The organism is Streptomyces sp. NPDC026206 (assembly GCF_040638465.1).
GTDB lineage: Bacteria > Actinomycetota > Actinomycetes > Streptomycetales > Streptomycetaceae > Streptomyces.
In genome coordinates this window covers 13,604-36,336 of sequence record NZ_JBEZYL010000010.1, presented here as the reverse complement: position 1 = coordinate 36,336, position 22,733 = coordinate 13,604, and the positions used below count along the sequence as shown (strand labels likewise).

Below are 22,733 nucleotides of genomic sequence, written 5' to 3'. Positions count from 1 at the left end.
CGCGACAACCACCCTGTGATGCACGGGACTTGAGGGCCGGGAGTGCGCAATCCGGCCGCCGGCCGTACTTTTCCCCTCCGTGCGTCGCGCCCCTGCGAAACTCACCCGAGTAGGTGACACCCGTTCGCGGATGCCCGCCCCCGATGTGGGCATCCACTCTGTGGCGCGGCGCAGGGAGGGATCACCAGTGAGCCGAACGAGCCGGAGGTCCCCCGAGGGCAGAACCTCCTGGAGGAAAGCGGCCGTTGTCGCGCTGCCCGCCGTGGTGGCCGTCGCCGCGATGGCCGTCGCGATGGCCGAGGGCGTACTGGCATCGTCCTTCGCGGTGTCGGGCAAGGCCTTCCAGGTGTCGTCGGGCAGGCTGTCGAGCAAGGGGCTGGCCTCGTTCGTGGGCGTCGGCCGGTCCGTCGGCGGCGAGGGTCACCCGGGCGCGCTGCTCGGCATCGGCGACGCACGGCTGTCGGACTTCTGCCAGTCCGCGAAGGTCGACACTCCCGTGGGGACAGTGGTGTTCAAGCTGACGGCCGGGGGCCGTGCCGGTGAGGTGGCGGTGCACAACCTGGTGCTCCACGGCCAGGATCTCGTCGGTGACGCGCACTTCGGGGACGTGGAGATCGGACGGGACGCCTCGACGCTGGACCGGGTGCCCGGGATCCGGGGCGCGGTGGGGCAGTTCGGGCTGCAGGCCGCCGATGTCACGGTGAGCGGTGTGAAGTCGCACGCCTGGTCCGCCACCGGCGGCGACCTCCGCCTCAAAGGGCTCTCCCTCGATGTGAGCCTCGACGGCCGGACGTGCTTCTGAGGACCGCCCGGGGACACGGCCCCTCCGGCCCGCCACCGCGCCGGCTCCGCCCCGGACCGGCCCGGCGGGCCCTGCGTGGCTGGCGGCGCACCCGCCCGTTCTGGGCGGGCGCGCTGCTGATCACGGGCGGCGTGGAACTGCTCGTCGTCCCGCTCGCGCCCTGGGCCGTGCTGGTCGGGCTGGGCCTCGGCGGCATCGCCGCGATCGGCATCGGGGCCGCGCTGACGGCCGCCGGCCTGTTCCTGTGGCTGCTTCCGCACACCCGCCACTACGTGGGCATCCACGCGGTGATCCTTGCGGTGGTGTCCTTCGCCGCCACCAACCTCGGCGGATTCCTCTTAGGCGCCCTGCTGGGCATTGCGGGCGGCGCCATGGGCTTCGCGTGGACGCCGGCGGACACGGCGGAGCACCGGGGGCCGGACGTTCCCGCCGCACCGGACGCCCCCGCCGCCCACGCCGCCCCCGATGGAGCCACCGCTGCGGATCACGCCCCGCGGCCCCCGGCCCCGCCCAAGGCCCTCGCGGCCGTGCTGCCCGTCGTCCTGCTCGCCGCGGTGGCCGCTCCGCCACGCGCGGAGCGGGCACCCGGCCCCGTCGCGGTGGTCCGGACACCGCCGACGGTGACCACGACACGGTTCGCCCCCACCGGCTTCACGCTCGCCAGGGTCGCAAAGGTGCGCACCGCGGACGGTCCGCGGAAGGTCATGGTGCTGAGGATGCGGGCGGCCTCGCTCGCCGACTACCGGCTGCGGTCGCACGACGGAGGGGAGGATTTCGCCCTGGATGTGGACGATCTGCGCCTGGGCGGCGATGTGACGCTCTACCTCACCCGGTTCAGCGGCTGCGTCCAGGGCCTGGTGTGCCTGACCTTCACCCCCGACACGCTGCCCGTGCCCCCGGTCGTACCGCCCTTCGTCTTCATGACGGACGTCGACGCCGAACAGGCCCTCGTCACCAGCGGCACCATCACCGCGGACGGGCTGCGCCTCGCCCCGGCCCCCAACGGCGTGATCACGCCATCATGACCGGACGCACGGCTGCCCGCGAAGACAGCTCCGCCCCGGCCGGGCGGATGCCGGCCGGGGCGGAGCAGGTGCGGAAGGAGGGCGGTCGCCCTCGGGGCCCCGGGTCGCCGACCGCCTCAAGGGGCGGTCGGCGGGGCCGGGGAGCCGTTCTCCTTCGGGTCGACGCGTCAGCCCAGGGTCGCGATGGCCTGGTTGAAGGTCGCCGACGGGCGCATGACGGCCGAGGCCTTGGCCGCGTCGGGCTGGTAGTAGCCGCCGATGTCGACCGGCGAGCCCTGCACCGCGATCAGCTCGTCGACGATGGTCCGCTCCTGCTCGGACAGCGTCTTGGCCAGAGCCGCGAACGCCCCCGCGAGCTGCGCGTCCTCGGTCTGCTTCGCCAGCTCCTGCGCCCAGAACAGCGCGAGGTAGAAGTGGCTGCCGCGGTTGTCGATGCCACCCAGCTTGCGGCTCGGCGACTTGTCCTCGTTGAGGAACGTGCCGGTCGCGCGGTCGAGCGTGTCGGCGAGGACCTTGGCGCGGGCGTTGCCCGTGGTGGTCGCGAGGTGCTCGAAGCTGGCCGCGAGGGCGAAGAACTCGCCCAGGCTGTCCCAGCGCAGGTAGTTCTCCTTGACGAGCTGCTGGACGTGCTTGGGCGCGGAGCCGCCGGCGCCGGTCTCGAACAGGCCGCCGCCGTTCATGAGCGGGACGACCGAGAGCATCTTCGCGCTCGTGCCGAGCTCGAGGATCGGGAACAGGTCGGTCAGGTAGTCGCGCAGGACGTTGCCGGTGACGGAGATCGTGTCCTCGCCGCGGCGGATGCGCTCCAGCGAGAACTCGGTCGCCTCGACCGGCGACATGATCTCGATCTGCAGGCCCTCGGTGTCGTGCTCGGGCAGGTACGCCTTGACCTTCTCGATGAGCTTCGCGTCGTGCGCGCGGTTCTCGTCGAGCCAGAACACGGCCGGGACTCCGGTCGCGCGGGCGCGGGTGACGGCGAGCTTGACCCAGTCCCGGATCGGCGCGTCCTTGGCCTGGCACATGCGGAAGATGTCGCCCGCGCCGACCGTCTGCTCCAGTACGACGTCGCCGGCGCCGTCGACGACCCGCACCGTACCCGTGGTGGGGATCTCGAAGGTCTTGTCGTGGCTGCCGTACTCCTCGGCCTTCTGCGCCATGAGGCCGACGTTCGGCACCGAGCCCATCGTCGACGGGTCGAAGGCGCCGTGGGCGCGGCAGTCCTCGATGACGGCCTGGTAGACGCCGGAGTAGCTGCTGTCGGGCAGGACCGCGAGGGTGTCGGCCTCCTGGCCGTCCGGGCCCCACATGTGGCCGGAGGTGCGGATCATGGCCGGCATGGAGGCGTCGACGATGACGTCGCTCGGGACGTGCAGGTTGGTGATGCCCTTGTCGGAGTCGACCATCGCCAGGGCGGGGCCCTCGGCGATCTCGGCCTCGAAGGACGCCTTGATCTCCGCGCCCTCGGGCAGCGACTCCAGGCCCTTGAGGATCCCGCCGAGCCCGTCGTTGGGGCTCAGGCCCGCCGCGGCGAGCGTCTCACCGTGCGCGGCGAACGTCTTCGGGAAGAAGGCGCGCACCACGTGGCCGAAGATGATCGGGTCGGAGACCTTCATCATCGTCGCCTTCAGGTGCACCGAGAACAGCACGTCCTCGGCCTTGGCGCGGGCGACCTGCTCCGTCAGGAACTCGCGCAGCGCGGCCACGCGCATGACGGACGCGTCGACGACCTCGCCCGCGAGGACGGGGACCGACTCGCGCAGGACGGTGGTGGTGCCGTCGTCACCGGAGAGCTCGATGCGCAGCGCGCCGTCCGCGGTGACGACCGCGGACTTCTCGGTGGAGCGGAAGTCGTCGGCGCCCATGGTGGCGACGTTCGTCTTCGACTCCGGCGTCCACGCGCCCATCCGGTGCGGGTGCGCCTTGGCGTAGTTCTTGACCGAGGCGGGGGCGCGGCGGTCGGAGTTGCCCTCGCGCAGCACCGGGTTGACGGCGCTGCCCTTGACCTTGTCGTAACGGGCGCGGATGTCCCGCTCCTCGTCGGTCTTCGGGTCGTCCGGGTAGTCCGGCAGCGCGTAGCCCTGCTGCTGCAGCTCGGCGACGGCCGCCTTCAGCTGCGGGATCGAGGCCGAGATGTTCGGCAGCTTGATGATGTTCGCCCCGGGAGTCCTGGCCAGCTCGCCGAGCTCGGCGAGCGCGTCGTCGATGCGCTGGCCCTCCTCGAGACGCTCAGGGAAGCCGGCGATGAGCCGCCCGGCCAGGGAGATGTCCCGGCGCTCCACAGTGACCCCGGCCGTCGAGGCATAGGCCTCGACCACAGGCAGGAAGGAATACGTCGCCAAGGCCGGGGCCTCGTCGGTGTGCGTATAGATGATGGTCGAGTCAGTCACCGGGTGCTCCGCTTCACGTCTGTAACATTGCTCGACATCAAGATATCTCGTGATGCTGTCCCTGTCGGCCCTGCCCCCACCCGACGGCCGGGGCGCGTCACCTCGCGGGGCGGCGGAGAGCACCGTTGCCGTCCGTCGGACAGGGCGCGCATGACGCGAACCCGGTCCCGGCGGGTCCGCGTCCGGCGTCACCATCCGAGCACGTTCCGTACCTCTCCCAGGTCGCAGGGCCGCGGCGCACACGCGTAAGAAACGCGCAGGAAAAAAGAACCGGCCGAGCGCCGGTTTTTTGTTATGCGGCGAGCGGTCCGAGGTCTCCCATGCACCGGGACGCCGATGTGGCGGTCAGGAATGAGGAGGGCGGAGCGTGACGGTGACGAATGTGACCGACGTGGTCGAGGCGGCGCAGGCAGGGGAGGCAGCCGCGCGGGAGGAGCTGGTCGCCGCCTGCCTGCCCTTGGTCTACAACATCGCCGGCCGCGCCCTGAACGGGCACGCCGACGTCGACGACGTGGTGCAGGAGACCATGATCCGGATGGTCGGCGGCCTGGCCGGGCTGCGCGACCCCGCCCGCTTCCGGTCGTGGCTCGTCGCGATCACGATGAACCAGATACGTCACCACTGGCGTACGGAACGTCAGGACGCCCCCGTCACCGGGCTGCAGGACGCCTTCGACGTGCACGATCCCGAGGCCGACTTCGTGGGACTGACCATCATCAGGCTCGGGCTGGAGGGGCAGCGCAAGCAGGCCGCGGAGGCCACCCGCTGGCTGGACGACGGCGAGCGGGCCGTGCTGTCCCTGTGGTGGCTGGAGGCCACGGGCGAGCTCACGCGTGCCGAGGTCGCCGCCGCCCTGGAGCTGTCCCCGCAGCACACCGCCGTGCGCGTCCAGCGCACCAAGATCCAGCTGGAGACCGCCCGGGCCGTCGTACGGGCCCTGACCACGACGCCGCGCTGCCGGGAGCTGGCCGGGGTCCTCGGCCTGTGGGACGGCGTTCCCTCTCCCCTGTGGCGCAAGCGCATCGCCCGGCACGCGCGCGGCTGCGGCGATTGCGGTGGGCACTGGTCCGCGCTGGTACCGGCCGAGGGGCTGCTCGCCGGGCTCGGCCTGGTCCCCGTCGGGGCCGCACTGGCCGGCCGGTGGGCCGAGGCAGCGTTGCGGGCCGTCCCCACGGCGTGCGGCACTGCGCTGCCTGCGGCGCCGGAGCACGTGGGCCTCCCGCCGGCCACGGACCGGGCCGCCCTCCCGCGAGGCGAGGGGGCGGGCGGGAGCTCCCGTGCCATCGCCCGGCCCGTCGTCGCGGCAGCCACCCTCGCGATCGTCGCCGGCGGTGTGCTGAGCGGCTGCGACTACTTCGCCGCCGCCCCGGAGGGTGCCGGGCCCCAGCAGCGCAGCGCCCCCGGCACAAACGTTTCGGTCTCCGCCCGGCCACTGGCCACCGCCCACTCCTCGCCGTCCGGGACCGCCCCGCCCGAGCGCACCGCCCCGGCTGCCGGCCGTTCCGCCGCGACGGGACGTCCGGCCCTTGGCGAGTCCGCCCGTGCCACGCCCGCCACGAGCCCGGCCGCCCCCGCGAGCACCGCACCGGCCCCGGCCGTGCCGCCCCGGGCGCCGGCCACAGGCGCACCGAGCGAGCAAGCACCGCACGATCCACTCGCGCAGCAGGTCACCCGCCTGGTCAACACCGAGCGCGCCAAGGCCGGCTGCGGGCCCGTGCGGCACAGCGTCGAGCTGGTGGCCGCCGCCGGGCAGCGCTCCGGCCACGCGGCGGCGCACGGCCGCCTCACCTACTCCGGGCGGACCGACCCGGGAGAGCGGGGAGGCGCGGACGACGCCGCCGGAGCCGGCCGCGCCGCCGCCACCGGTCACCGCTGGAGCTTCTCCGGCGTGAGCGGCGGCACCGGCCGGCCGAGCGCCGCCGCGGTCGTGACCGTGTGGATGAACGACTCCGGCCACCGCAAGGCCCTCCTCGACTGCTCGCTCACCGAGTTCGGCGTCAACGTCGACCTGGCCTCCGGCGTCCCGCGCTGGACCCAGGCGTTCGCCGCCCGCTGACCGACGCGCGCCCGCCCGTGGTCGCCGCAGGTGCCTGACCGCACCGCCGGCCGGCCCCCCACGCACCGCCGGGCGGGCCGCGCGTGCCCGGGGCCGACGGCCCACCGCAGTACCGACCCTCCCCCACCGAAGGGACTGCCCATGCGCACCTCGCATGCTCGTAGGAGACGTACCACTCACCGGCGCAGCAAGGTCCGGCGCCGGCTGATAGCGGCGGCGGCCGCGACCGCCGCGGCCGCCGCCCTCGCCGTCGGTGTCATCGGCGTCGGGTCCGCGACCGGCACCAAGAGTCCGCGCACCGGGGCGGAGAGCGCCCCGGCCGCCGCTGCCCGGCCCGTGCACAAGGCGCCGCCCACTCCCCTCACCTCCGCCCCCAAGGCGGACAAGCGCCGCGGCCTGGTCTACGAGGGCCTCGACCCGGCCCCCAAGGACGACCGCTGCGCCGGCGTCTACCGCGTCTCCCGGGCCGGCCTGTGCACCCACGGCCCGGACGCGCCGCCCAAGGGCGTCGACATCACCAAGAACACCCCGCCCGTGGCCAAGGGCACGTCCGCGCCCCCGGCCCTGACCGGGGACGGCGCAGGGGCCCCCGCGGCCGGCGAAGCGCTGCAGGGAGCGGCGCCCGCCCTGGACGCCCGTACCGGAAAAGTGGCGACCCCGGCGGCCCCGGCGGCCCCCTCCGGGGCCAGGACGGTCTGCGAGGGCGACGGCTCCACCGGCAACCGGGTTCAGGTGCTGTACGTCCACGGGCCCGGGCAGGACCGCTTCGGGCAGTACGCCGCCTCGTTCAAGCAATGGGCGGCCGAGACCGACGTCATCTACAGCGCGAGCGCCAAGGAGACCGGCGGCGAGCGGCACATACGCTTCGTCACCGAGGCCGACTGCACCGCCTCCGTCCTGAACGCCGAGGTCACGGGCGCGGCCATGCAGGACTTCAGCGCGATGAACAACGCGCTGGCCGCCAAGGGGTACGACCGCCGCGACCGCAAGTACATGATCTTCGCGGACGCCCAGGTCTACTGCGGCATCGGCACCTTCAACGGCGACGAGCGCCCCGGCCAGGACAACCTGAGCAACTTCGGCCCGTCCTACGGCCGTACGGACTCCGGCTGCTGGGGCGGCAGCACCGCCGCCCACGAGCTGGGCCACAACCTCGGCGCGGTCAACAACAGCGCTCCGCACACCAGCAAGGCGGCGCACTGCGTCGACGAGTGGGACATCATGTGCTACTCGGACGCGCCGTACTACCCCAAGATGCAGGTCCTGTGCCCCGACCGCGACAGTGACCAGCGCCTGGACTGCGGGCACGACGACTACTTCCACACCAACCCGCGGCCGGGCAGCTATCTGGCCACGCACTGGAACATCGCCAACAACCGCTTCCTGATCGCGGGCGGTGGCAGCACCGACCCCGACCCCAGCCCCGAGCCGGACCCCACCAAGTCCCCCGGCCCCGCTGCCGGGCCGGACGCCCAGGTCACCCAGATCGCCCCTGACTCCGCCCTCGTCAGCTGGGCCAAGGTTCCCTCGGCCACCGGCTACGCCCTGCTGCTCAACGGCAAGAAGCAGGCGGACGTCAAGGACGCCTCCGTCCGGGTCGTCGGCCTCACGCCCGACACCGCGTACAAGGTCGCCGTCGCCGCACGCGGCGCCGACGGCAAGGTCTCCGCTCCCGGCCGCACGGCGTCCTTCCGCACCCTGCCCAAGGGCGACGGCTCCACCCGGCCGGGCACGAAGTACGTGCTGCTCAACGGCCTCACCGGGCAGGCCGCCGACCTGTGGGGCGGCTCCACCGCGAACGGCACGGTCGCCATCGCCTACCAGCGCCACGGCTACGCCAACCAGCAGTGGACCTTCGAGGACGCGGGCAGCGGCACGGTGCGCCTGAAGTCCGTCCAGTCCGGCAAGTGCCTCCAGCCGGGCACCGACGGGCGCGCGACGGCGGGCCAGTACGTGGCCCAGCAGCCCTGCGGCAACGCGGCCGCCCAGAAGTGGAAGCTGACCGACACCGGCAACGGTGCCTACGCCCTCCAGCCGCAGGGGTCGTCCCTGGTGCTGGGCATCAGCAAGCGCTGGTACTACGGCGGATGGCTGCTCGAACTCCAGGAGAAGAACAAGCAGGGCTACCAGAACTGGACCCTGGCCAAGTCCTCCTGACGCCCCACCCCTGATCCGGGCCGGCGACCGCTGCCACCGTTCCACCCCCAACCAGCGGTCGCCGGCCCCTTCTCCACCGGAGTGAACCCCATGACCCCCCGCCCCGCAGCCCTCGCCTCGGCGGCCGCCATCGGCGCCCTGCTCCTTCCCGCCGTCCTCGGCACGGCGGGCCCCGCCGCCGCGCACGGCGACACCATCCACTTCACCGTCACCGGTGACCAACCGGACGGCCATGTGCGGGCCGTGGCCCTCTGGGACAACGACAACGACCCGGTGGACGAGCCCGTCGCCGGCACCCTCACGGCCGAGGACCTTTCCGGCCGCACCTACGGGCCGTGGGCGCTCGTCGCCGTCGAGGGCGGCAAGGCGGCCTACACCACCCGCGAGGTCCTGCCACCGGGCCGATGGAAGGTCACCGTCCACTGCGGCTTCCCCGACCTCGGCCACGGCGAGGCCACCGTGTCCGTCCCGGCCCTCGCACAGCCCCAGCCGGCGCCTTCCCCCACCGCCACCGCCTCGCCCGCGCCCGCACCGGCGACGACACACGCCACCTCGCCGACGCCCGCGCCCGCGGCCGCCGGCACGGGCCGTGCGACCACGGTCACCACAGCCGTCACCGCTCTCGTGGCGACAGCCGCCCTCGTGGCCGCAGCGCTCTTCCTGCGCGCCCGCCGCTCGAAGAACCGGGCCCGCACGACCGGGTGAGATGCCGGGTCGCGGCACGCAACCGGTCCACAGCGTGCCGCAAATCCGTTCCTTGACATTGCTCGGTTGCGTCGGCGAATCTTTCGCAACGCCACAGAATCCGAACGCCGAGGGACGCACACGATGGGCAGAACGATGAGGCTGTTATCGGAATCGGGCGGCGAGGGCACCTCCCTCACCTCACCGGCCGATTTCCGGTCGTGGTTCACCAGCCGGCAGGAGGCGAACCGCCTGACGGTGGAGCACGTCCCGTTCAGCGACCTGGCGGGGTGGCACTTCGATGAGGTCACCGGGAACCTGGCGCATATCAGCGGGCGTTTCTTCTCGGTCGAAGGACTTCGCGTACGCACCGATCGCCCCCGGCTCGGCAGCTGGACCCAGCCCATTATCGTCCAGCCCGAGATCGGGATCCTCGGGCTCCTGGTCAAGGAGTTCGACGGCGTCCCGCATGTGCTGATGCAGGCCAAGCACGAGCCGGGGAACATCGACGGCCTGCAGCTCTCCCCGACCGTCCAGGCGACCCGCAGCAACTACACCCGGGTCCACCGCGGCTCCGGTGTCAAATACCTCGAGTACTTCACCTCGCGGGAGCGCGGCCGGGTGCTCGTCGACGTGCTCCAGTCCGAGCAGGGCTCCTGGTTCCTGCACAAGCGGAACCGCAACATCGTGGTCGAGGCGACGGACGACGTGCCGCTGGACGACGACTTCTGCTGGCTCAGCCTCTCCCAGTTGCGGCAGCTCCTGATGACGCCCCATGTGGTGAACATGGACACGCGGACGGTGCTCGCCTGCATCCCGTCGGGCCCGTTCCCCGGAGCCCGGGGGGTGCCCCGCCCCGTGAGCCCGTTCGCCACCGCCGTCGCGGAGTCCGTCGCCGAGGGTTCCGGTTCGTTGCACGGCATGCGCGAGGTCCTCAGCTGGCTGACCGACGTGCGGTCCCGGCGGGAGCTGGTGCAGCAGCGGGTTCCCCTGCACGAGACCGGAATCAGCGGCTGGCGGCGGAGCGAGGACGCCGTATTCCATCAGGACGGCGACTACTTCCGCGTCATCGGCGTGAGTGTCCGGGCAAGCAGCCGGGAGGTCCGCTCCTGGACCCAGCCGTTGCTGGCGCCCGTCGGCCCCGGCCTCATCGCCTTCGTCACCAAGCGGATCAAGGGAGTGCTGCACGTCCTGGTCCAGGCGCGAAGCGAGGCCGGTTCCCTCAACGGCCCCGAGATGGCGCCGACCGTACAGTGCCGCCCGCTCAACTACCGGGCGCTGGCGGACGAGGACCGGCCCCGGTACCTCGACTACGTGCTGTCGGCCGATGCCGCCCGCATCCGTTACGACGCTCTGCAGTCCGAGGAGGGCGGCCGCTTCCACCACGCCGAGAACCGCTATGTCGTGGTGGAAGCCGGCGAGGAATTCCCGGCCGACGTCCCCGAGGACTTCTGCTGGCTCACCATGAACCAGCTTCTCGGCCTGCTGCCACACAGCAATTACCTCAACGTGGAAGCCCGCAGCCTCATCGCCTGCATACAGGCCCTGCGCTGAGCGAAGCCCGAAGGGAAACCCTCCATGCCCTCTCCCCGCATACGCTTCGGAGTGCTCGGCGCGGCCGACATCGCCTTCCGCCGCACCATTCCCGCCCTGATCTCCGACCCGGACGTCACCCTGACCGCCGTGGCCAGCCGCGACGGCGCCAAGGCCGCCCGGTTCGCCGAGGAGTTCGGGTGCGAGGCGGTGACCGGCTACGACGCGCTGCTGGACCGCGCCGATGTCGACGCGGTGTACATCCCGGTCCCCGTGATGCTGCACGCGGAATGGGTCGAGGCGGCGTTGCGCCGGGGGAAACACGTCCTGGTGGAAAAGCCCCTGGCCGCCACCCGCTCACGCGCCGAAGAACTGATCGGCGCAGCGGAATCCCGGGGCCTGGTCCTGATGGAGAACTTCACATCACTGCACCACTCACAGCACGCGGCCGTCACGAGGCTCCTGGCCGAGAATGCGATCGGTGAACTGCGTTCCCTCTCCGCCGCCTTCACCATTCCGCCGAAGCCGGACGGTGACATCCGCTACCAGCCCCACGTGGGCGGCGGCGCCCTCCTCGACATCGGTATCTACCCCCTCCGGGCGGCCCTGCACTTCCTCGGCCCGAACCTCGAGGTCGCAGGCGCGGTGCTGCGTCGTGAGCGCCGACGGGACGTGGTGCTCTCCGGCCACGTGCTGCTCACCGGCCCGCAGGGCGTGACGGCCGACCTGGCCTTCGGCATGGAGCACGCCTACCGCGCGGAATACACCCTCTTCGGTACCGCCGGCCGCATCCGCCTCGACCGGGCCTATACGCCACCCGAGACCCACCGGCCGCGGCTGGAGCTCGAACGTCGGCAGGCCGTCGAGGAGATCGCCCTGCCGCCCGACGGGCAGTTCGCCAACCTCGTACGGGAGTTCTCGCTGGCGCTGCGGGGGGACGCACACCGCCTCGCCCGGCATCAGCAGGACGCCGTCCGGCAAGCCGCCCTGATCGAGCGCATCATGGACGTGGCACGCGTCCACGCCTGCTGACGATTCGTCACGGGGCGGAGCGCCGGGCGTGGACCAGGCGGACCGCCGCGGCGATCACGACGAGGACCAGGGCCAGGATGAGGGCGGCCGCCATCGTCATCGCCTCTCCCTGGCGGGGCTGGAGATCGCGTCCGGCGTTCCACGGGAGGACGGGGCGGTGCCGCCCTCGGACTCCCATGACTCCTGCCGGCCGCGATCGTCCTCCGCGGCGCCGAGCGGTTTCTCCTGCGCGATCAGCCCGCTCGCGGTGAGGTGGTCGCCCGGGGCGGACGCGGCGGCCATCAGCCGGGCGGCTGCGGACTCACTGCTCTCCGGCGGGATCACCAGGAGCCGTCCAGAAGGCCTGGGGCGGCGCCCGCCGGTTTCAGCGACAGCCGGGCCGGTGACGGATGAGCGCCCTCTTCTTTGATCGTCGATGCGGGGTTGCCGGTCGTCGTCATGACAGAGACCTGACCCCGGGCACGCTTCCGTCTGCCCGGCGTAATCGCTCACCAGGAACGGCACCGGCGCGGAAGCCGGTGCGCGATGTGTTCCAGGTACGCGCAGCCTACTCCGCGCAAGGGCCGGGCGGTCCGGGCCGCCCGGGAATACCGTGGAGACATGTCCGTCTACATCAGACTCGTCCCGGAAGCCCTGGCATCCGCGGAGCCGTCCGGCGGCCCCCTGGACATGCAGTACGAGGACGAGCCCGGGACCGTTACGTACGAGTACGACCTGCACCCGAGCGGGGCGCTGCGCATCCTGCGTGTCTCCGAGAACGCTCCCCATGTCGTCGAGGGGTTCTACGGACCCGGAGCATGGCTGCAGGTCGCGGGCACGTACCTGCGCGCCGGCTCCGCGTACTGACCGGCGAGCGGTGCCCGGGAGAGGTCGTCTTCCGGGCGGCTCATACGGCACTGCCCGGGGTGCGGGGTCACCGGCATCGGCCCCCGCCGGTCACCTGCGCTCCTGGTCCCGGCGGTGATCCTGCTGGTCCCAGCGGTTCCAGCGGCCTCGACGCTGCCGGCGGTACCGGCGGTCCCAGCGGTCCAGGCGATCCCTGCGGTCCCGGTACTCCTTGTAGGCCTGGTCGTCGTTCCGGAAACCGAGATCCCCGGTATCGCCGCGGCCGTACCGGGCGGCACCGAAGACCAGCACGGCCGCGGCCACCCACAGGACCGGGTGGAGGAATCCGAAACCGACCAGTGCCACGAAGACGATGAGAAGAAGGGGCAGCATGATGGCCTCCACGGCCGGCCGGGCGCCCGAGCCGTCTCCCGGCCTATGGGACGGGCGCCTGGACCACCGCGGACCGTGCCGCAGTCTTGATGTCGGGAAAGACCGGGAGGAGCCGGCTGAGCCCGCTGGCCCCCAGTGCCTTGACGACAGCCGGGCGGGGCGCGACGAGGCGCAACTCGCCGCCGTAGCAGCGGGCCCGGCGGCCCTCGGCGACGAGAAGCCCGAGGCCGAGCGCGTCACAGGAGGTGACGCCGGACAGGTCGAGGATCAGCCGGCTCCCGGGGGTGCGGGATACGCGCAGAAGACGCCGGCGCAGTCGCGGGACGGTGGCGAGGTCCAGTCTTCCGCCCACGGCGATGACCGTGCGACCCTCCTGCCCGTCCGTGACCGGCACCCGAGATGCCCGCCAGGAGCTGCGGCGCGGCGTGAACGCGGGGATGCCCGCTTCCACAGCACGGGGATCCTCGGCGATGATCGGGTTTCCAGAGCCTGTGTGCACCACGCGCCTCCTGGGAGCGGAGCAGATCTCGACGCTGCCGGGGGCTGGGGTCTCAGTGTGCAGTGTAGCCCTCCCGTCGCGGCGCGAACAGCCTTGTGCAGGAGGGCAGATGCTGACGCTCATGTCCACGCGCCGGTCCTCGCCGCCCGGCCCCCTCCGTCCTGTCGGCCGACGCCACGGGACCGTCCCCCGGCGGGACGATCACGTTCGGCCACGATTCCGCTGCGATGCGGTGCCCCACGGCTCGTTGACAGCGAACGCTGCCGGGCGTTGACTGACCACCACGGCGTAGGGCTACGGCGCCCGGGGTCTCCGGGCGGCGCCCTCCGTCCGGCTTCGCCCGGACCCCGCGGAACCCAGGGATTTCTCCCTGTACCCATTCCGGAGGCCGGCCGTGATCGTCCGGGTCCTTCTCCTTCTGCACAGCACCGGCCGAACCACCGGAGACAGGCGGCTGGGAACGGAAGGGACATCGGACCGTGCCGCCGGGAACCCCGAACAGTTCAGCGCGAGAGTCACGCACGTCTACGAGCGGTAGCCTCCCCTACCGCCTGGGTGGCGCCCAGGTCACCTGCGCGCCACCCGGCGACGTACCGCCCGGCAGCCCGGCGATCCGGACGACGGCCGGCTCTGCAGGCCCGGCGTCCGTGACGATGTGCGGCACCCCGCGGCCGGTGACATGGTGATGGTGATGGTCATCCACAGTCCGAGCCTCACGAGAGAAGTGTGACCATGGGAAACGCCGACCAGTCCCAGGACAGGGAACGTCACCTGGCCGACAAGGCCAAGCACCCTCGGCCCGGCGACCGGGCCCGTACGAAGCACGCGGAGCATGTGGCGCGCGACAAGGTGAGGCAGGACAAGGAGGACGCCGAGGACAGGGCCTCCGAAGCCGACGCGAAGACCCAGGACCCTCGCGAATAGGCCTCCGGGTACGACGAGGGCCGGCACCGGCACGGCCCGGCCCCCCTCCTGCCGGGAAGCCGGGCAACGGCACCGAGGGGCGCGCCGACGCGGATTCCGAGCCGCTCGACCGGACGTACACTCGGCCCATGGGCGCACCAGTGCCGTGAGAGAGTTCCAGCCGTAGGCCGTCTTCGCGCTGCGCCCGGCCGCCGTGGCCCCCGCGGTCACCGGCAGGCGGCCGAGGTCCGAGCGCCCGGCACGGGCCTCGCCTCCTCACGCGGCCAGGCCCGTGATTCCCGGCGACCCCTGTTCCTGCCGCGGTGCGCTGTTTTCCCGAAGGCACCGCAGGACTTCCTGTGCCGGGCCGATCGTCGCGTCCGGCTCTCATCGGACGTGTCTCCGCCGCCTGCTCCACGTCATCACCGCAGCCCCGGCGCACCGCCGGCGCTGCCGCCTGGCAACAGCCGCACGACCGGGCCGAGCCACCTCCGAAGGGATCATTGTGAAGCTGAGCGAGCTGCTGGCCGGGCAGGAGTGCCACGTTCTCCGAGGCGACCCGGAGAAGACGTGGATCACCGCGGGAACGACCTTCGACACGGACCGGGTGACATCGGGTTCCCTGTTCATCGCTGTACCCGGCCACCGTGCAGGCGGCCCCGGTTCCCTGGCGCAGGCCCTGGCACGCGGCGCGGCGGCGGTACTCGTCGACGGCGACGCACCGGATCTTCCGACGGCGGTGGGGGCCTCGGCTGCGGAGGTGTGCGCCGTGCGGGTGCCGGATGCGAGGAAGGCGGCGGCGGTCGTCGCCTCCCGCTACTTCGGGGAGCCGGGGCGGCAGATGGACATCGTGGCGATCACCGGCACCAACGGGAAGACGTCGGTGTCGTACATGGTCGAGTCGCTGTTGCGGATCTCCGAGGGCGTGAAGGCGGGGGTCATCGGGACGGCCGGCAGCCGGATCGGCGACGAACCGATCCCGATGCCGAGGTCGGTGCTGACGACGCCGGAGTCGCCGGACCTGCAGTACCTGCTGGGGTGCATGCGCGACGCCGGGGCCGGCAGTGTGGTGCTGGAGGCCACGTCCATGGGACTGCTGACGCACCGGGTGGACCGTACGTTCATCGACGTCGGGGTCTTCACCAACCTGACGCAGGATCACCTCGACGATCACGGAACGATGGCACACTACCGGGACGCCAAGCTGCGTCTGTTCCAGGGGTTGTGCCGGCACGCGGTGGTCAACGCCGACGACCCTGTCGGTGCGGGAATCCGGACGATGATGCCCGGCGCGGTGACGAGCTACGCCCTTGACGCCGCGGCGGACTACCGGGCCACCGATCTCACCGTGGACGCCTCCGGCACGCGGTTCACCCTGCACCATGACGGCCGTAAGTACCCGGCGGCGGTGCCCGTCCCGGGCCGGTACTCGGTGGCCAACGCGCTGGCCGCCGTGGCGGCGTGCCACGTCCTGGGGCACGACCTGGGCGGGTTGGTCTCCGCGCTCGAACGGATGCCGCCTGTTCCGGGTCGGTTCGAACGCTTTCGGACCCCGCGCGGCACGTCGGTGATCGTGGACTACGCCCACTCACCGGACTCCCTGAACAAGGTGCTGACCACCATCCGCGGCTTCGCCCGTGGCCGGGTCATCACCGTGTTCGGCTGCGGCGGGGACCGGGACACCACCAAGCGCGCCGAGATGGGCCGGATCGCCGGAACCCACTCCGACCTGTGCGTCCTCACCTCGGACAACCCCCGCTACGAGGATCCCCGGGCGATCCTCGACCAGATCGCCCCGGGCCTGACGGCGACCGGCACACCGTTCGAGCAGTTCACCGACCGCCGCCGGGCGGTCGCCTTTGCCCTGTCGGTGGCCGGCCCGGACGACATCGTCCTGATCGCCGGCAAGGGCAGCGAACAGCACCAGATCGTCGGCGAAGAGCTGCTCCCCTTCAGCGACATGACAACGGTGCGTGAACTCGCGGGGATGTGAAGGGGCGGTGGCCAGGGGTAGCGAAAACCAGGTACGGCGGCCCGCCGGTCAATCACCGCGGTTCCCCTGGGCTACCGCCGCCGGTACACCGAGCGGTGGAGCTGGTCCTTGGCCGGCCCGGTGGTGCGCCAGCGCAGGTGCCACTCGTCGCGGGAGACGACGGTGAACGTCCCGTCGTAGACGTCGCGGGCGCAGGGGTGACGGACGCTGCAGCGGCCCGTGCGCAGGTCCAGGGCGTGAAAGGGCCGGCCGTCGGCGAAGGTCACCTCGGCGGTGCCGTCCGGCCCGGGGTACAGCCGGAGCGTCCGGCCCGCCCGGTTGACGGTGCCGTTCCAGGTCAGCTCGCCGTCCTCGATGTGCAGGACGTACGCGGCACCGCCTGCCGCCCGGAATTCGGCCGTGCCGCGAAACGTCCCCTGGGCGCCGGATGCCAGGTCGAGGAGCGTACGGTCGACCGTCCACCGCCCGCTCAGATAGGCCACCGCGTCGGGTACGGGATGCGGGGCCGCCGTCCCGGTGGGGAGCGGATCGCGGGCGGTGGAGCTCATGGCCGCATTATCCCCCGGCGCTTGAATGACCCCCATGGTGAGTGAGATCAGGGCCTCGCCCGTGCGAACGGAGGCGGGTACGACGATCTGTTGAACGATGCCGGATGGCTTGAAAGATGCGCTACCGGGCAGAACAGCTACATCCGAAACCGGGGGGAACGGTCATCATGGACAAATTCATCCGCATAATGGAATTTATAGGTGCACTCCTGTTCCTGGTGACCCTGTTGGCCACGTGCGTACCGTCGGACCCTTCTCCCGCACCTCCGCGGCCCGTGCCTGTGCCGTGTTGCAATGCAGTGAACTGCTGGTGCTGATCGAGCTGACGCTGCACCGCGTCTCAGCAAGAGGCGCATGGCGTCACCTTCGCAAGTAAGGGGGCAGCGGGTGCGGTCGACCGATCTGCTGATCTCGTTCCTTCTCCACGGGCACGGTGTGCCCGTGTCGTCAGGGTTCCCCACGTATGAGCGCCCTCTGGTGGCGGCTGCCGCAGCACTTGCTGCCGGCGAGCCCAAGCGCGCCTTGCGGGTCCTGGGCCGCGTCGGGGGTCCGGGCAGCGGCAGGCCCCGGGAGATCGGCCAAGTGGCAGCCGCCCTGCGAACGTGCGCACGCGCCCTGGACCTCAACTGGTTTCCTGGTGGCGGCGGCGCGGTGATGTCCTCGGAGGACATCACCAGCGTCATCGGCCCGCCCCCGCAGCCGATGGCCGATCCGGGCGCGGCTCTCGTCGTGCTTGTCGCGGCACGGTTGATACCCGACATCCAGCGGGCGCGTGCTGTCGCCGACAGTTCCCGGGTATCCGGCGACACGGCCGCTGTCGGCCACGCGCTCGGCTGGTTACGGGAGCTTGAGGCCGAGCCGGCTGTCGCCGGCGCCTCCCCGGTGCGCGCATATGTGAAGCTGGCGATGGCCGATGTCGCCCACCGCGGTGGTCTGACGAGCGAGTCGCGTGCGGCCCTTGCTGCTGCCCGGCAGCTCTGCGGCACGCAACCCCTTCTGCTCGCCCGACTCAGCCGTGCGGAAGGTGACATGGCTCTGGAGCCGACGTCCCATCCCGAACTCCTCGGGCTGCGTTTCGACACCCCTCTCCGGGGAAACGCGCCGGACAACGTGACCGCGCAGGCCTGCTACGCCCGCGCCGACGCCTTTTACGCGCACGTGGGTGCCCGTCGCGGCAACGCCACGATCGCCCTGCGGCGAGCTCATCTGGCCCGGCGTCGCGGCGATACGGCCGCCTGTGCCGCCCTTGCCGAGTCGGCGCGGCGGCAGGCGCGGGAGGCCGGTGGCGGGGCGCTGTCCCATCTCCTCGACGTGCACCAGGTCATCGACCGGCTCGGCGCCGGCGAGAACGTTCCCGTCGACACCCTCGACACGCTCTGCTCATGGTCCCGGACCGACGGCAGTGCGAGTTTCGCCCGCGGGCTGGTCCGGCTGCTGGTCGTACGCTCGGGGACCTGGCGGGACAGCGGCGAGGCCCTGCCCGCGCTGCGGAGTCTTCGCATCGCCCGGCGGCCGGCGACAACGCTGGCGGCCGGGGCCGAGCTCGGCCTGGTCCAACGGGCCCACGTCGAGCTCGCCGACCGGTTCAACGTCCGCCGGGCCTCGGCTGTGCTGCTCGCCGCCGACAGCGCCGAGGCAGTCGAGTCGCTGCGCGGCGCGCCGTTCACCGAGTTGGCCTGGATGCGCGCCGCCCGGCTCGCACTCGCTCTCGACGCCGCGGCGCAGGCACTGGGCGACCCGGGAATCACCGCGGTCGGTGCGGTACGGCTCGACGAGGTCGTCGAGGAGTCGGCGAGGCTTTCGGCCCCGTCGCCGATGGTGCGGCAGGCGATCGTCATCGTGCGCGACAGCGCCCGCACCGCCGCCCTTCTGCAGTCCCGCCACCGGGGGCAACAGGCTCTGGCATCCGGTCACCGGGACGATGCCCGCGTCTTCTTCGAGAGGGCGCTCGAAAAGGCCGAACGAGCCGGCCAAGACCTCCTTCGTGCGCTTCTGCTGCTCGATCTCGACCGGCGGGCGGAGGCCCGCAACGTCGCCCTCGCCCTGTTCCACCGCGGTGGGCTGCATCCGGACCACGCCGTTTCCCTCTTCCTCCGGCTGGGCGATCCCGCCACCGCACAGCAGGCGCTCGCCGACCTCGACCACAGCGGCTGGACCGGGCAGCAGGACCGGCCGTGGGAGGACCCGGCTCGCCGCGCGGAGCTCGCCGACGCACTGGGCCACCACCCGAACGCGGCCCATCTTTCCCTCAGCGCCGTGAGCCTCTTCGAAAAGCATGCCGCGCAGCTGGTCCGGGACACCTTCCGGTCCGCCGCGACCGACATGTTCGAAGTCGCCGGGATGTACCACACAGCCGTGCTCGCGCATCTCCGACTTGCACAAGGAGACACCGGCCATCCCGCCGTCGCCGTCGCCTTCGAGTTGTCCGACCGCTGCCGCGGCTTCGCCGTGGACACTCTGCGCTCGCTGGACCGGCTGCGCCCGGGGCAGCCGCGGGACAGTGCGCTCCGCTGGCTGCGGGCCGGATCCGCCTGGGCGGCAACCCACGAGCGCCTGATGAGCTCGGTGATCACTGAGCGAACAGCCTCGGCCTGTACTGCGACGTTCCAGCAGCTGCGCGCAGGTGTGCTCGGCGCCGAAGAGGCGCTGGACGAGGCCGAGGCGCAGGTCGCGCGACACGCGCCGACGCTGCTCACCGGACAGGGGACGCGACAGCCGGGCGCGCTGCTCGACGAGGTCCAGGGGGTTCTCGCCGATGACGCGGCGCTGATCATGTATGAGTCGTTCGACAACGAACTGATCATCTGGGCGGTCGGCCGTCGTGACATCCAGCACCGTCGGCTACCGGTACGTGCCCGGAGCCTGGCCTGCGACATACGCCGTTTCCATACGGCCTGCGCCACCGGCCGCCGCGACAGGGCGGGGGCAGCCGGCCTGGCGAAGCTGCTCATCGAACCGGTCGCCTCGGCGGTCGAGGGCCGACGCCGACTGTACATCGTGCCGCACCGCGCCCTGGCTCTCGTTCCCTTTCACGCACTGCCGTTCGGGTCCGGTCCGCTCAGTGAGGCGGCCACGGTCTCGTACCTGCCGTCGGCCGCGTTGCTCACCCGGCCCCGGGCCGCACAGCGCCCCCGGCTCGATGTCCCTTCGCTGGTCGTCGGCAACCCCGCGTACCCGCCGGACCGTCCGTTGTGTCCGCTGCCCGGCGCGGCGACAGAGGCAGTCGCCATCGCGCGTCTGCTCGGCAGCAGTGACGATGCGCTGACGGGACCTGCGGCGACCGCGAGGAACGTCACCGCACGCGCACCCGGCGCGTCGGTCCTCCACCTCGCCGCGCATGCCATCGTCGACGAACAGGGGCCACATCTCAGTCATGTGGCCCTCGCAGGCCATGACGAACTGAGCGTCGGCGACGTCGTGGGGCTCGACCTGACCGCCGACCTGGTGGTGCTGTCCGCCTGCCACACGGGCCGGGGCACCGCCACCGCCGGCGGTGACGTCCTCGGCCTGACGCGGGCGGCGCTCACCGCGGGCGCCCGGCATCTCGTCGTCTCGTTGTGGCCGGTCGATGACGAGGCGGGGTGCTTGGTCATGACCGCCCTGTACGAGGAACTGGTCGCGGGCAAGGGCGTGGCGGACGCCCTCACCCGGGCGCAGCGGCAGGTGCGCCTGCTGAACGCCGCCGGGCGCCGTCAGGCCTACGACATGCTGCGTGCGCGCGAGGGCATGGCGGCCGCTGCCACTGGTGCACGGGACGGGCGTGTCCCGGATTTCATTCGCGACGCCGATGGAGACGGCGAAGGCGAACTGCCCTACTTCTGGGCACCTTTCATTCATGTCGGAGGCTGACGCAGCGAAGAGGAAGCCCGCACGTACGCACACCGCGGGGCGTTCCACCCGCTCGTACTCGGCCATGGACCGCAGTTTCGGGGGCGATATGCGCAGGCGTGCACTTCTCATCGGCAGTCAGTCCGGGCACCTCACCGGAGTTCACGCCGACATCGATCTCATGAACGACGTACTCACCTCGTTCGGGTTCGAGACCACGACGCTCATCGAAGGGCGGGCGACCCGGAGCGGGATCATCGACGCATACCGCGGGCTGATCACCGACACCCGCTCCGGGGACGGTGCCGTCGTCTACTTCTCCGGCCATGGAGGCCGCATCCGCAATCCGATGACGGAGGATGACCCCTCGGTGCCGGGTTGGTTGCCCTACCTGTGCCCGACGGACTTCGATTCGCCCGGCCCCGCGGCCTTCCCCGGGCTGCTCGCCGCCGAGCTGAGCCGACTGCAGTGGGAGCTGACGCTGCGGACGGCGAACGTCACCACCATCCTCGACTGCTGCCACGCCGGACGGATGGCGCGCGATCCACGCTTCACTCCCAAGGCCGTCCCCCGGCCCATGGACGCGTACTGGGCGATGGCGCGGGCGGCCTGGGAATCCGTGCGCGCCGGGGGCGGCTACCACCTCGCCGCCGACGCCAATCCCTCGGCCGTACGGCTCGTGGCCTGCGCCCCCAACGAGAGCGCCTACGAGGCCCCGGTGCCCGGCTTCAGCACCCGCCAGGGGGTGCTTACCGCTGCCCTGGCCGATCTGCTGCAGAAGCCGGGCAGCCAACGGCTGACCTGGCGGCGGGTCGTCGAGCAGCTCCGCCTGACGGTGTCGTCCCTGATGCCGGGCCAGCGCCCGGACGTGGAAGGCCCGGCCGACCGCGTCCTGTTCGACGTGCGCGAGGCGGAGAACAACGGTGCGCTGCCCGTGCAGGTCACGGCTGAAGGAATGTTCCTCGACGGCGCAGAGATCTTCGGTGTCGGACCGGGTGACACCTACGCCTTGGTGGCACCCGGAGCCGACCCCGGCGCACCAGTCCTTACGGCAGTCGTGGACCGGCTCGCCGGTGGCCGGGCCTGGCTGCGGGCACTGCACTCCCCCACTGCCCCCGGCCCCGCCTTGTCTCCGGCACTACCTGTGCGGGCTGAAGCCCATCCGCTCCGGGTGGCACTGGGCCGCAGGCCGGTCGCCGTCACACCTCTGGACCACCCCGGCCGCGGTCGTCTGACGGCCGCGCTGGCGGGCTCGGCACACGTACGGGTCGTCGATGAGGAGCAGCCGGTGATGACCACACTCGCTCTCTCCGATGACGGTGTCCAACTGCTCGACGAACTGGGCGAACCTCTCCTGGACCGGCCCCGCCCCTGCACTGATGAGATGATCGGTCTTCTCGGCTCCGACCTCCAGCAGCTCGCGAGGGCTTCGCACCTGCGCGCACTCACGTCAGGTGTCGGAGCGGCCGAACTCGACAGCCTTGTGGAAATCACCCATGCGCTCGTGGCCGACGGTACCGAACGCCCGCTGGACCGCAGTGGTGAACACCTCTTCACCGGCGACCAAGTGCTCCTGCGGATCCGCAACCACGGGTCGGAGCGCCGGTTCGTCTCCGTTTTCGACATCGGACTGCGCGGCACCGTGTCCCTGCTGACCACCAGCGAACGGTCCGGCGTGGGCCTCGACCCGGGCGAGCAGTACGAGCTGTACCGCCACCCCACCACGCACGAGCTGGCCGGCATCACGCTGTTCTGGCCCGAGGGCCTGCCGAAGGGCACTTCCCGCCTGGGCACCTTCCTCACCATCGTCACCGACCAGCCGCAGGACCTCTCGCGGCTCACCCAACAAGGCCTCAAGCGCTCCGACCGCGCACACGATGCGTCCTCACTCCAGCAGCTGCTGGACAACCTCCTGGACGGGGTCCGGGACGGCGCGGCTCCCGCATGGGCCACCCATCCCCTCCCAGTGATCCGCTACCGGGTCTCACGCCTCGACACCTACCTTCACCCGGAAAGCCGGGCGGACATCTCCAGCGGCGGTCTTCAGTGACAGGTGGAGGTCCCCGTG

At 71.8% G+C, this 22,733-nt stretch carries 17 protein-coding genes; 12 read left to right on the top strand and 5 right to left on the bottom strand.

Annotated elements, in window-relative coordinates; translation table 11 throughout:
* The first annotated feature begins 187 nt into the window (after positions 1-187).
* Both AB0F13_RS16455 and AB0F13_RS16450 read left to right on the top strand, forming a co-directional pair.
* On the top strand, positions 188-802 hold the full coding sequence (locus tag AB0F13_RS16455) for a DUF6230 family protein (RefSeq protein ID WP_362081701.1): 615 nt from the start codon (positions 188-190) through the stop codon (positions 800-802).
* On the top strand, positions 793-1,827 hold the full coding sequence (locus AB0F13_RS16450; protein ID WP_362081698.1) for a DUF6114 domain-containing protein: 1,035 nt from the start codon (positions 793-795) through the stop codon (positions 1,825-1,827). The genes AB0F13_RS16455 and AB0F13_RS16450 overlap by 10 nt, the downstream gene beginning before the upstream one ends.
* Positions 1,828-1,994: 167 nt before the next feature.
* Here AB0F13_RS16450 and AB0F13_RS16445 read toward each other — a convergent pair whose 3' ends face one another.
* Entirely contained in the window at positions 1,995-4,214 is a 2,220-nt protein-coding gene (locus tag AB0F13_RS16445; protein WP_362081695.1) for an NADP-dependent isocitrate dehydrogenase, read from the bottom strand.
* A gap of 367 nt (positions 4,215-4,581) precedes the next feature.
* Here AB0F13_RS16445 and AB0F13_RS16440 point away from each other — a divergent pair, with 367 nt between their 5' ends.
* The 5 genes from AB0F13_RS16440 to AB0F13_RS16420 all read left to right on the top strand — a co-directional run bounded on the left by AB0F13_RS16440 (position 4,582) and on the right by AB0F13_RS16420 (position 11,676).
* The gene (locus AB0F13_RS16440; protein WP_362081692.1) at positions 4,582-6,270 is read left to right on the top strand and encodes a sigma-70 family RNA polymerase sigma factor; all 1,689 of its coding nucleotides are present in this window, start codon (positions 4,582-4,584) and stop codon (positions 6,268-6,270) included.
* A gap of 141 nt (positions 6,271-6,411) precedes the next feature.
* A complete protein-coding gene (locus AB0F13_RS16435; RefSeq protein WP_362081689.1) occupies positions 6,412-8,427 on the top strand; it encodes an RICIN domain-containing protein in 2,016 nt (671 codons plus the stop codon).
* Positions 8,428-8,517: 90 nt separating this feature from the next.
* The gene (locus AB0F13_RS16430; RefSeq protein WP_362081686.1) at positions 8,518-9,132 is read left to right on the top strand and encodes a hypothetical protein; all 615 of its coding nucleotides are present in this window, start codon (positions 8,518-8,520) and stop codon (positions 9,130-9,132) included.
* A gap of 135 nt (positions 9,133-9,267) precedes the next feature.
* On the top strand, positions 9,268-10,665 hold the full coding sequence (locus AB0F13_RS16425; protein ID WP_362081683.1) for an NDP-hexose 2,3-dehydratase family protein: 1,398 nt from the start codon (positions 9,268-9,270) through the stop codon (positions 10,663-10,665).
* Between the two features lie 24 nt (positions 10,666-10,689).
* Positions 10,690-11,676 (top strand): Gfo/Idh/MocA family oxidoreductase, encoded by a 987-nt coding sequence (locus AB0F13_RS16420; protein ID WP_362081680.1) that lies wholly within the window; start codon positions 10,690-10,692, stop codon positions 11,674-11,676.
* A gap of 96 nt (positions 11,677-11,772) precedes the next feature.
* Here the strand turns inward: AB0F13_RS16420 and AB0F13_RS16415 are convergent, their stop codons facing one another.
* On the bottom strand, positions 11,773-12,000 hold the full coding sequence (locus AB0F13_RS16415) for a hypothetical protein (RefSeq protein ID WP_362081677.1): 228 nt from the start codon (positions 11,998-12,000) through the stop codon (positions 11,773-11,775).
* Between the two features lie 276 nt (positions 12,001-12,276).
* On the opposite strand from AB0F13_RS16415, the gene AB0F13_RS16410 reads away from it, so the two are divergent.
* On the top strand, positions 12,277-12,522 hold the full coding sequence (locus AB0F13_RS16410; RefSeq protein ID WP_362081674.1) for a hypothetical protein: 246 nt from the start codon (positions 12,277-12,279) through the stop codon (positions 12,520-12,522).
* 90 nt (positions 12,523-12,612) lie between these two features.
* Here AB0F13_RS16410 and AB0F13_RS16405 read toward each other — a convergent pair whose 3' ends face one another.
* Both AB0F13_RS16405 and AB0F13_RS16400 read right to left on the bottom strand, forming a co-directional pair.
* A complete protein-coding gene (locus tag AB0F13_RS16405; RefSeq protein ID WP_362081671.1) occupies positions 12,613-12,894 on the bottom strand; it encodes a hypothetical protein in 282 nt (93 codons plus the stop codon).
* Positions 12,895-12,937: 43 nt separating this feature from the next.
* Positions 12,938-13,393 carry an STAS domain-containing protein gene (locus AB0F13_RS16400; RefSeq protein ID WP_362081668.1) on the bottom strand — a complete coding sequence of 152 codons (456 nt, stop codon included), beginning with the start codon at positions 13,391-13,393 and terminating at the stop codon, positions 12,938-12,940.
* Positions 13,394-14,125: 732 nt separating this feature from the next.
* Here AB0F13_RS16400 and AB0F13_RS16395 point away from each other — a divergent pair.
* Together AB0F13_RS16395 and AB0F13_RS16390 are read left to right on the top strand one after the other, a co-directional pair.
* On the top strand, positions 14,126-14,317 hold the full coding sequence (locus AB0F13_RS16395) for a hypothetical protein (protein ID WP_362081665.1): 192 nt from the start codon (positions 14,126-14,128) through the stop codon (positions 14,315-14,317).
* A gap of 484 nt (positions 14,318-14,801) precedes the next feature.
* A complete protein-coding gene (locus AB0F13_RS16390; protein ID WP_362081662.1) occupies positions 14,802-16,289 on the top strand; it encodes a UDP-N-acetylmuramoyl-L-alanyl-D-glutamate--2,6-diaminopimelate ligase in 1,488 nt (495 codons plus the stop codon).
* A gap of 71 nt (positions 16,290-16,360) precedes the next feature.
* On the opposite strand, the gene AB0F13_RS16385 is transcribed toward AB0F13_RS16390, so the two are convergent.
* Positions 16,361-16,837 carry a DUF6314 family protein gene (locus tag AB0F13_RS16385; RefSeq protein WP_362081659.1) on the bottom strand — a complete coding sequence of 159 codons (477 nt, stop codon included), beginning with the start codon at positions 16,835-16,837 and terminating at the stop codon, positions 16,361-16,363.
* A gap of 387 nt (positions 16,838-17,224) precedes the next feature.
* Between AB0F13_RS16385 and AB0F13_RS16380 the strand changes: the two genes are divergently transcribed.
* Together AB0F13_RS16380 and AB0F13_RS16375 are read left to right on the top strand one after the other, a co-directional pair.
* The gene (locus AB0F13_RS16380; RefSeq protein WP_362081656.1) at positions 17,225-20,686 is read left to right on the top strand and encodes a CHAT domain-containing protein; all 3,462 of its coding nucleotides are present in this window, start codon (positions 17,225-17,227) and stop codon (positions 20,684-20,686) included.
* A complete protein-coding gene (locus tag AB0F13_RS16375) occupies positions 20,625-22,715 on the top strand; it encodes a caspase family protein (RefSeq protein WP_362081653.1) in 2,091 nt (696 codons plus the stop codon). Before AB0F13_RS16380 ends, AB0F13_RS16375 begins: the two co-directional genes overlap by 62 nt.
* The last annotated feature ends 18 nt before the right edge of the window (positions 22,716-22,733 follow it).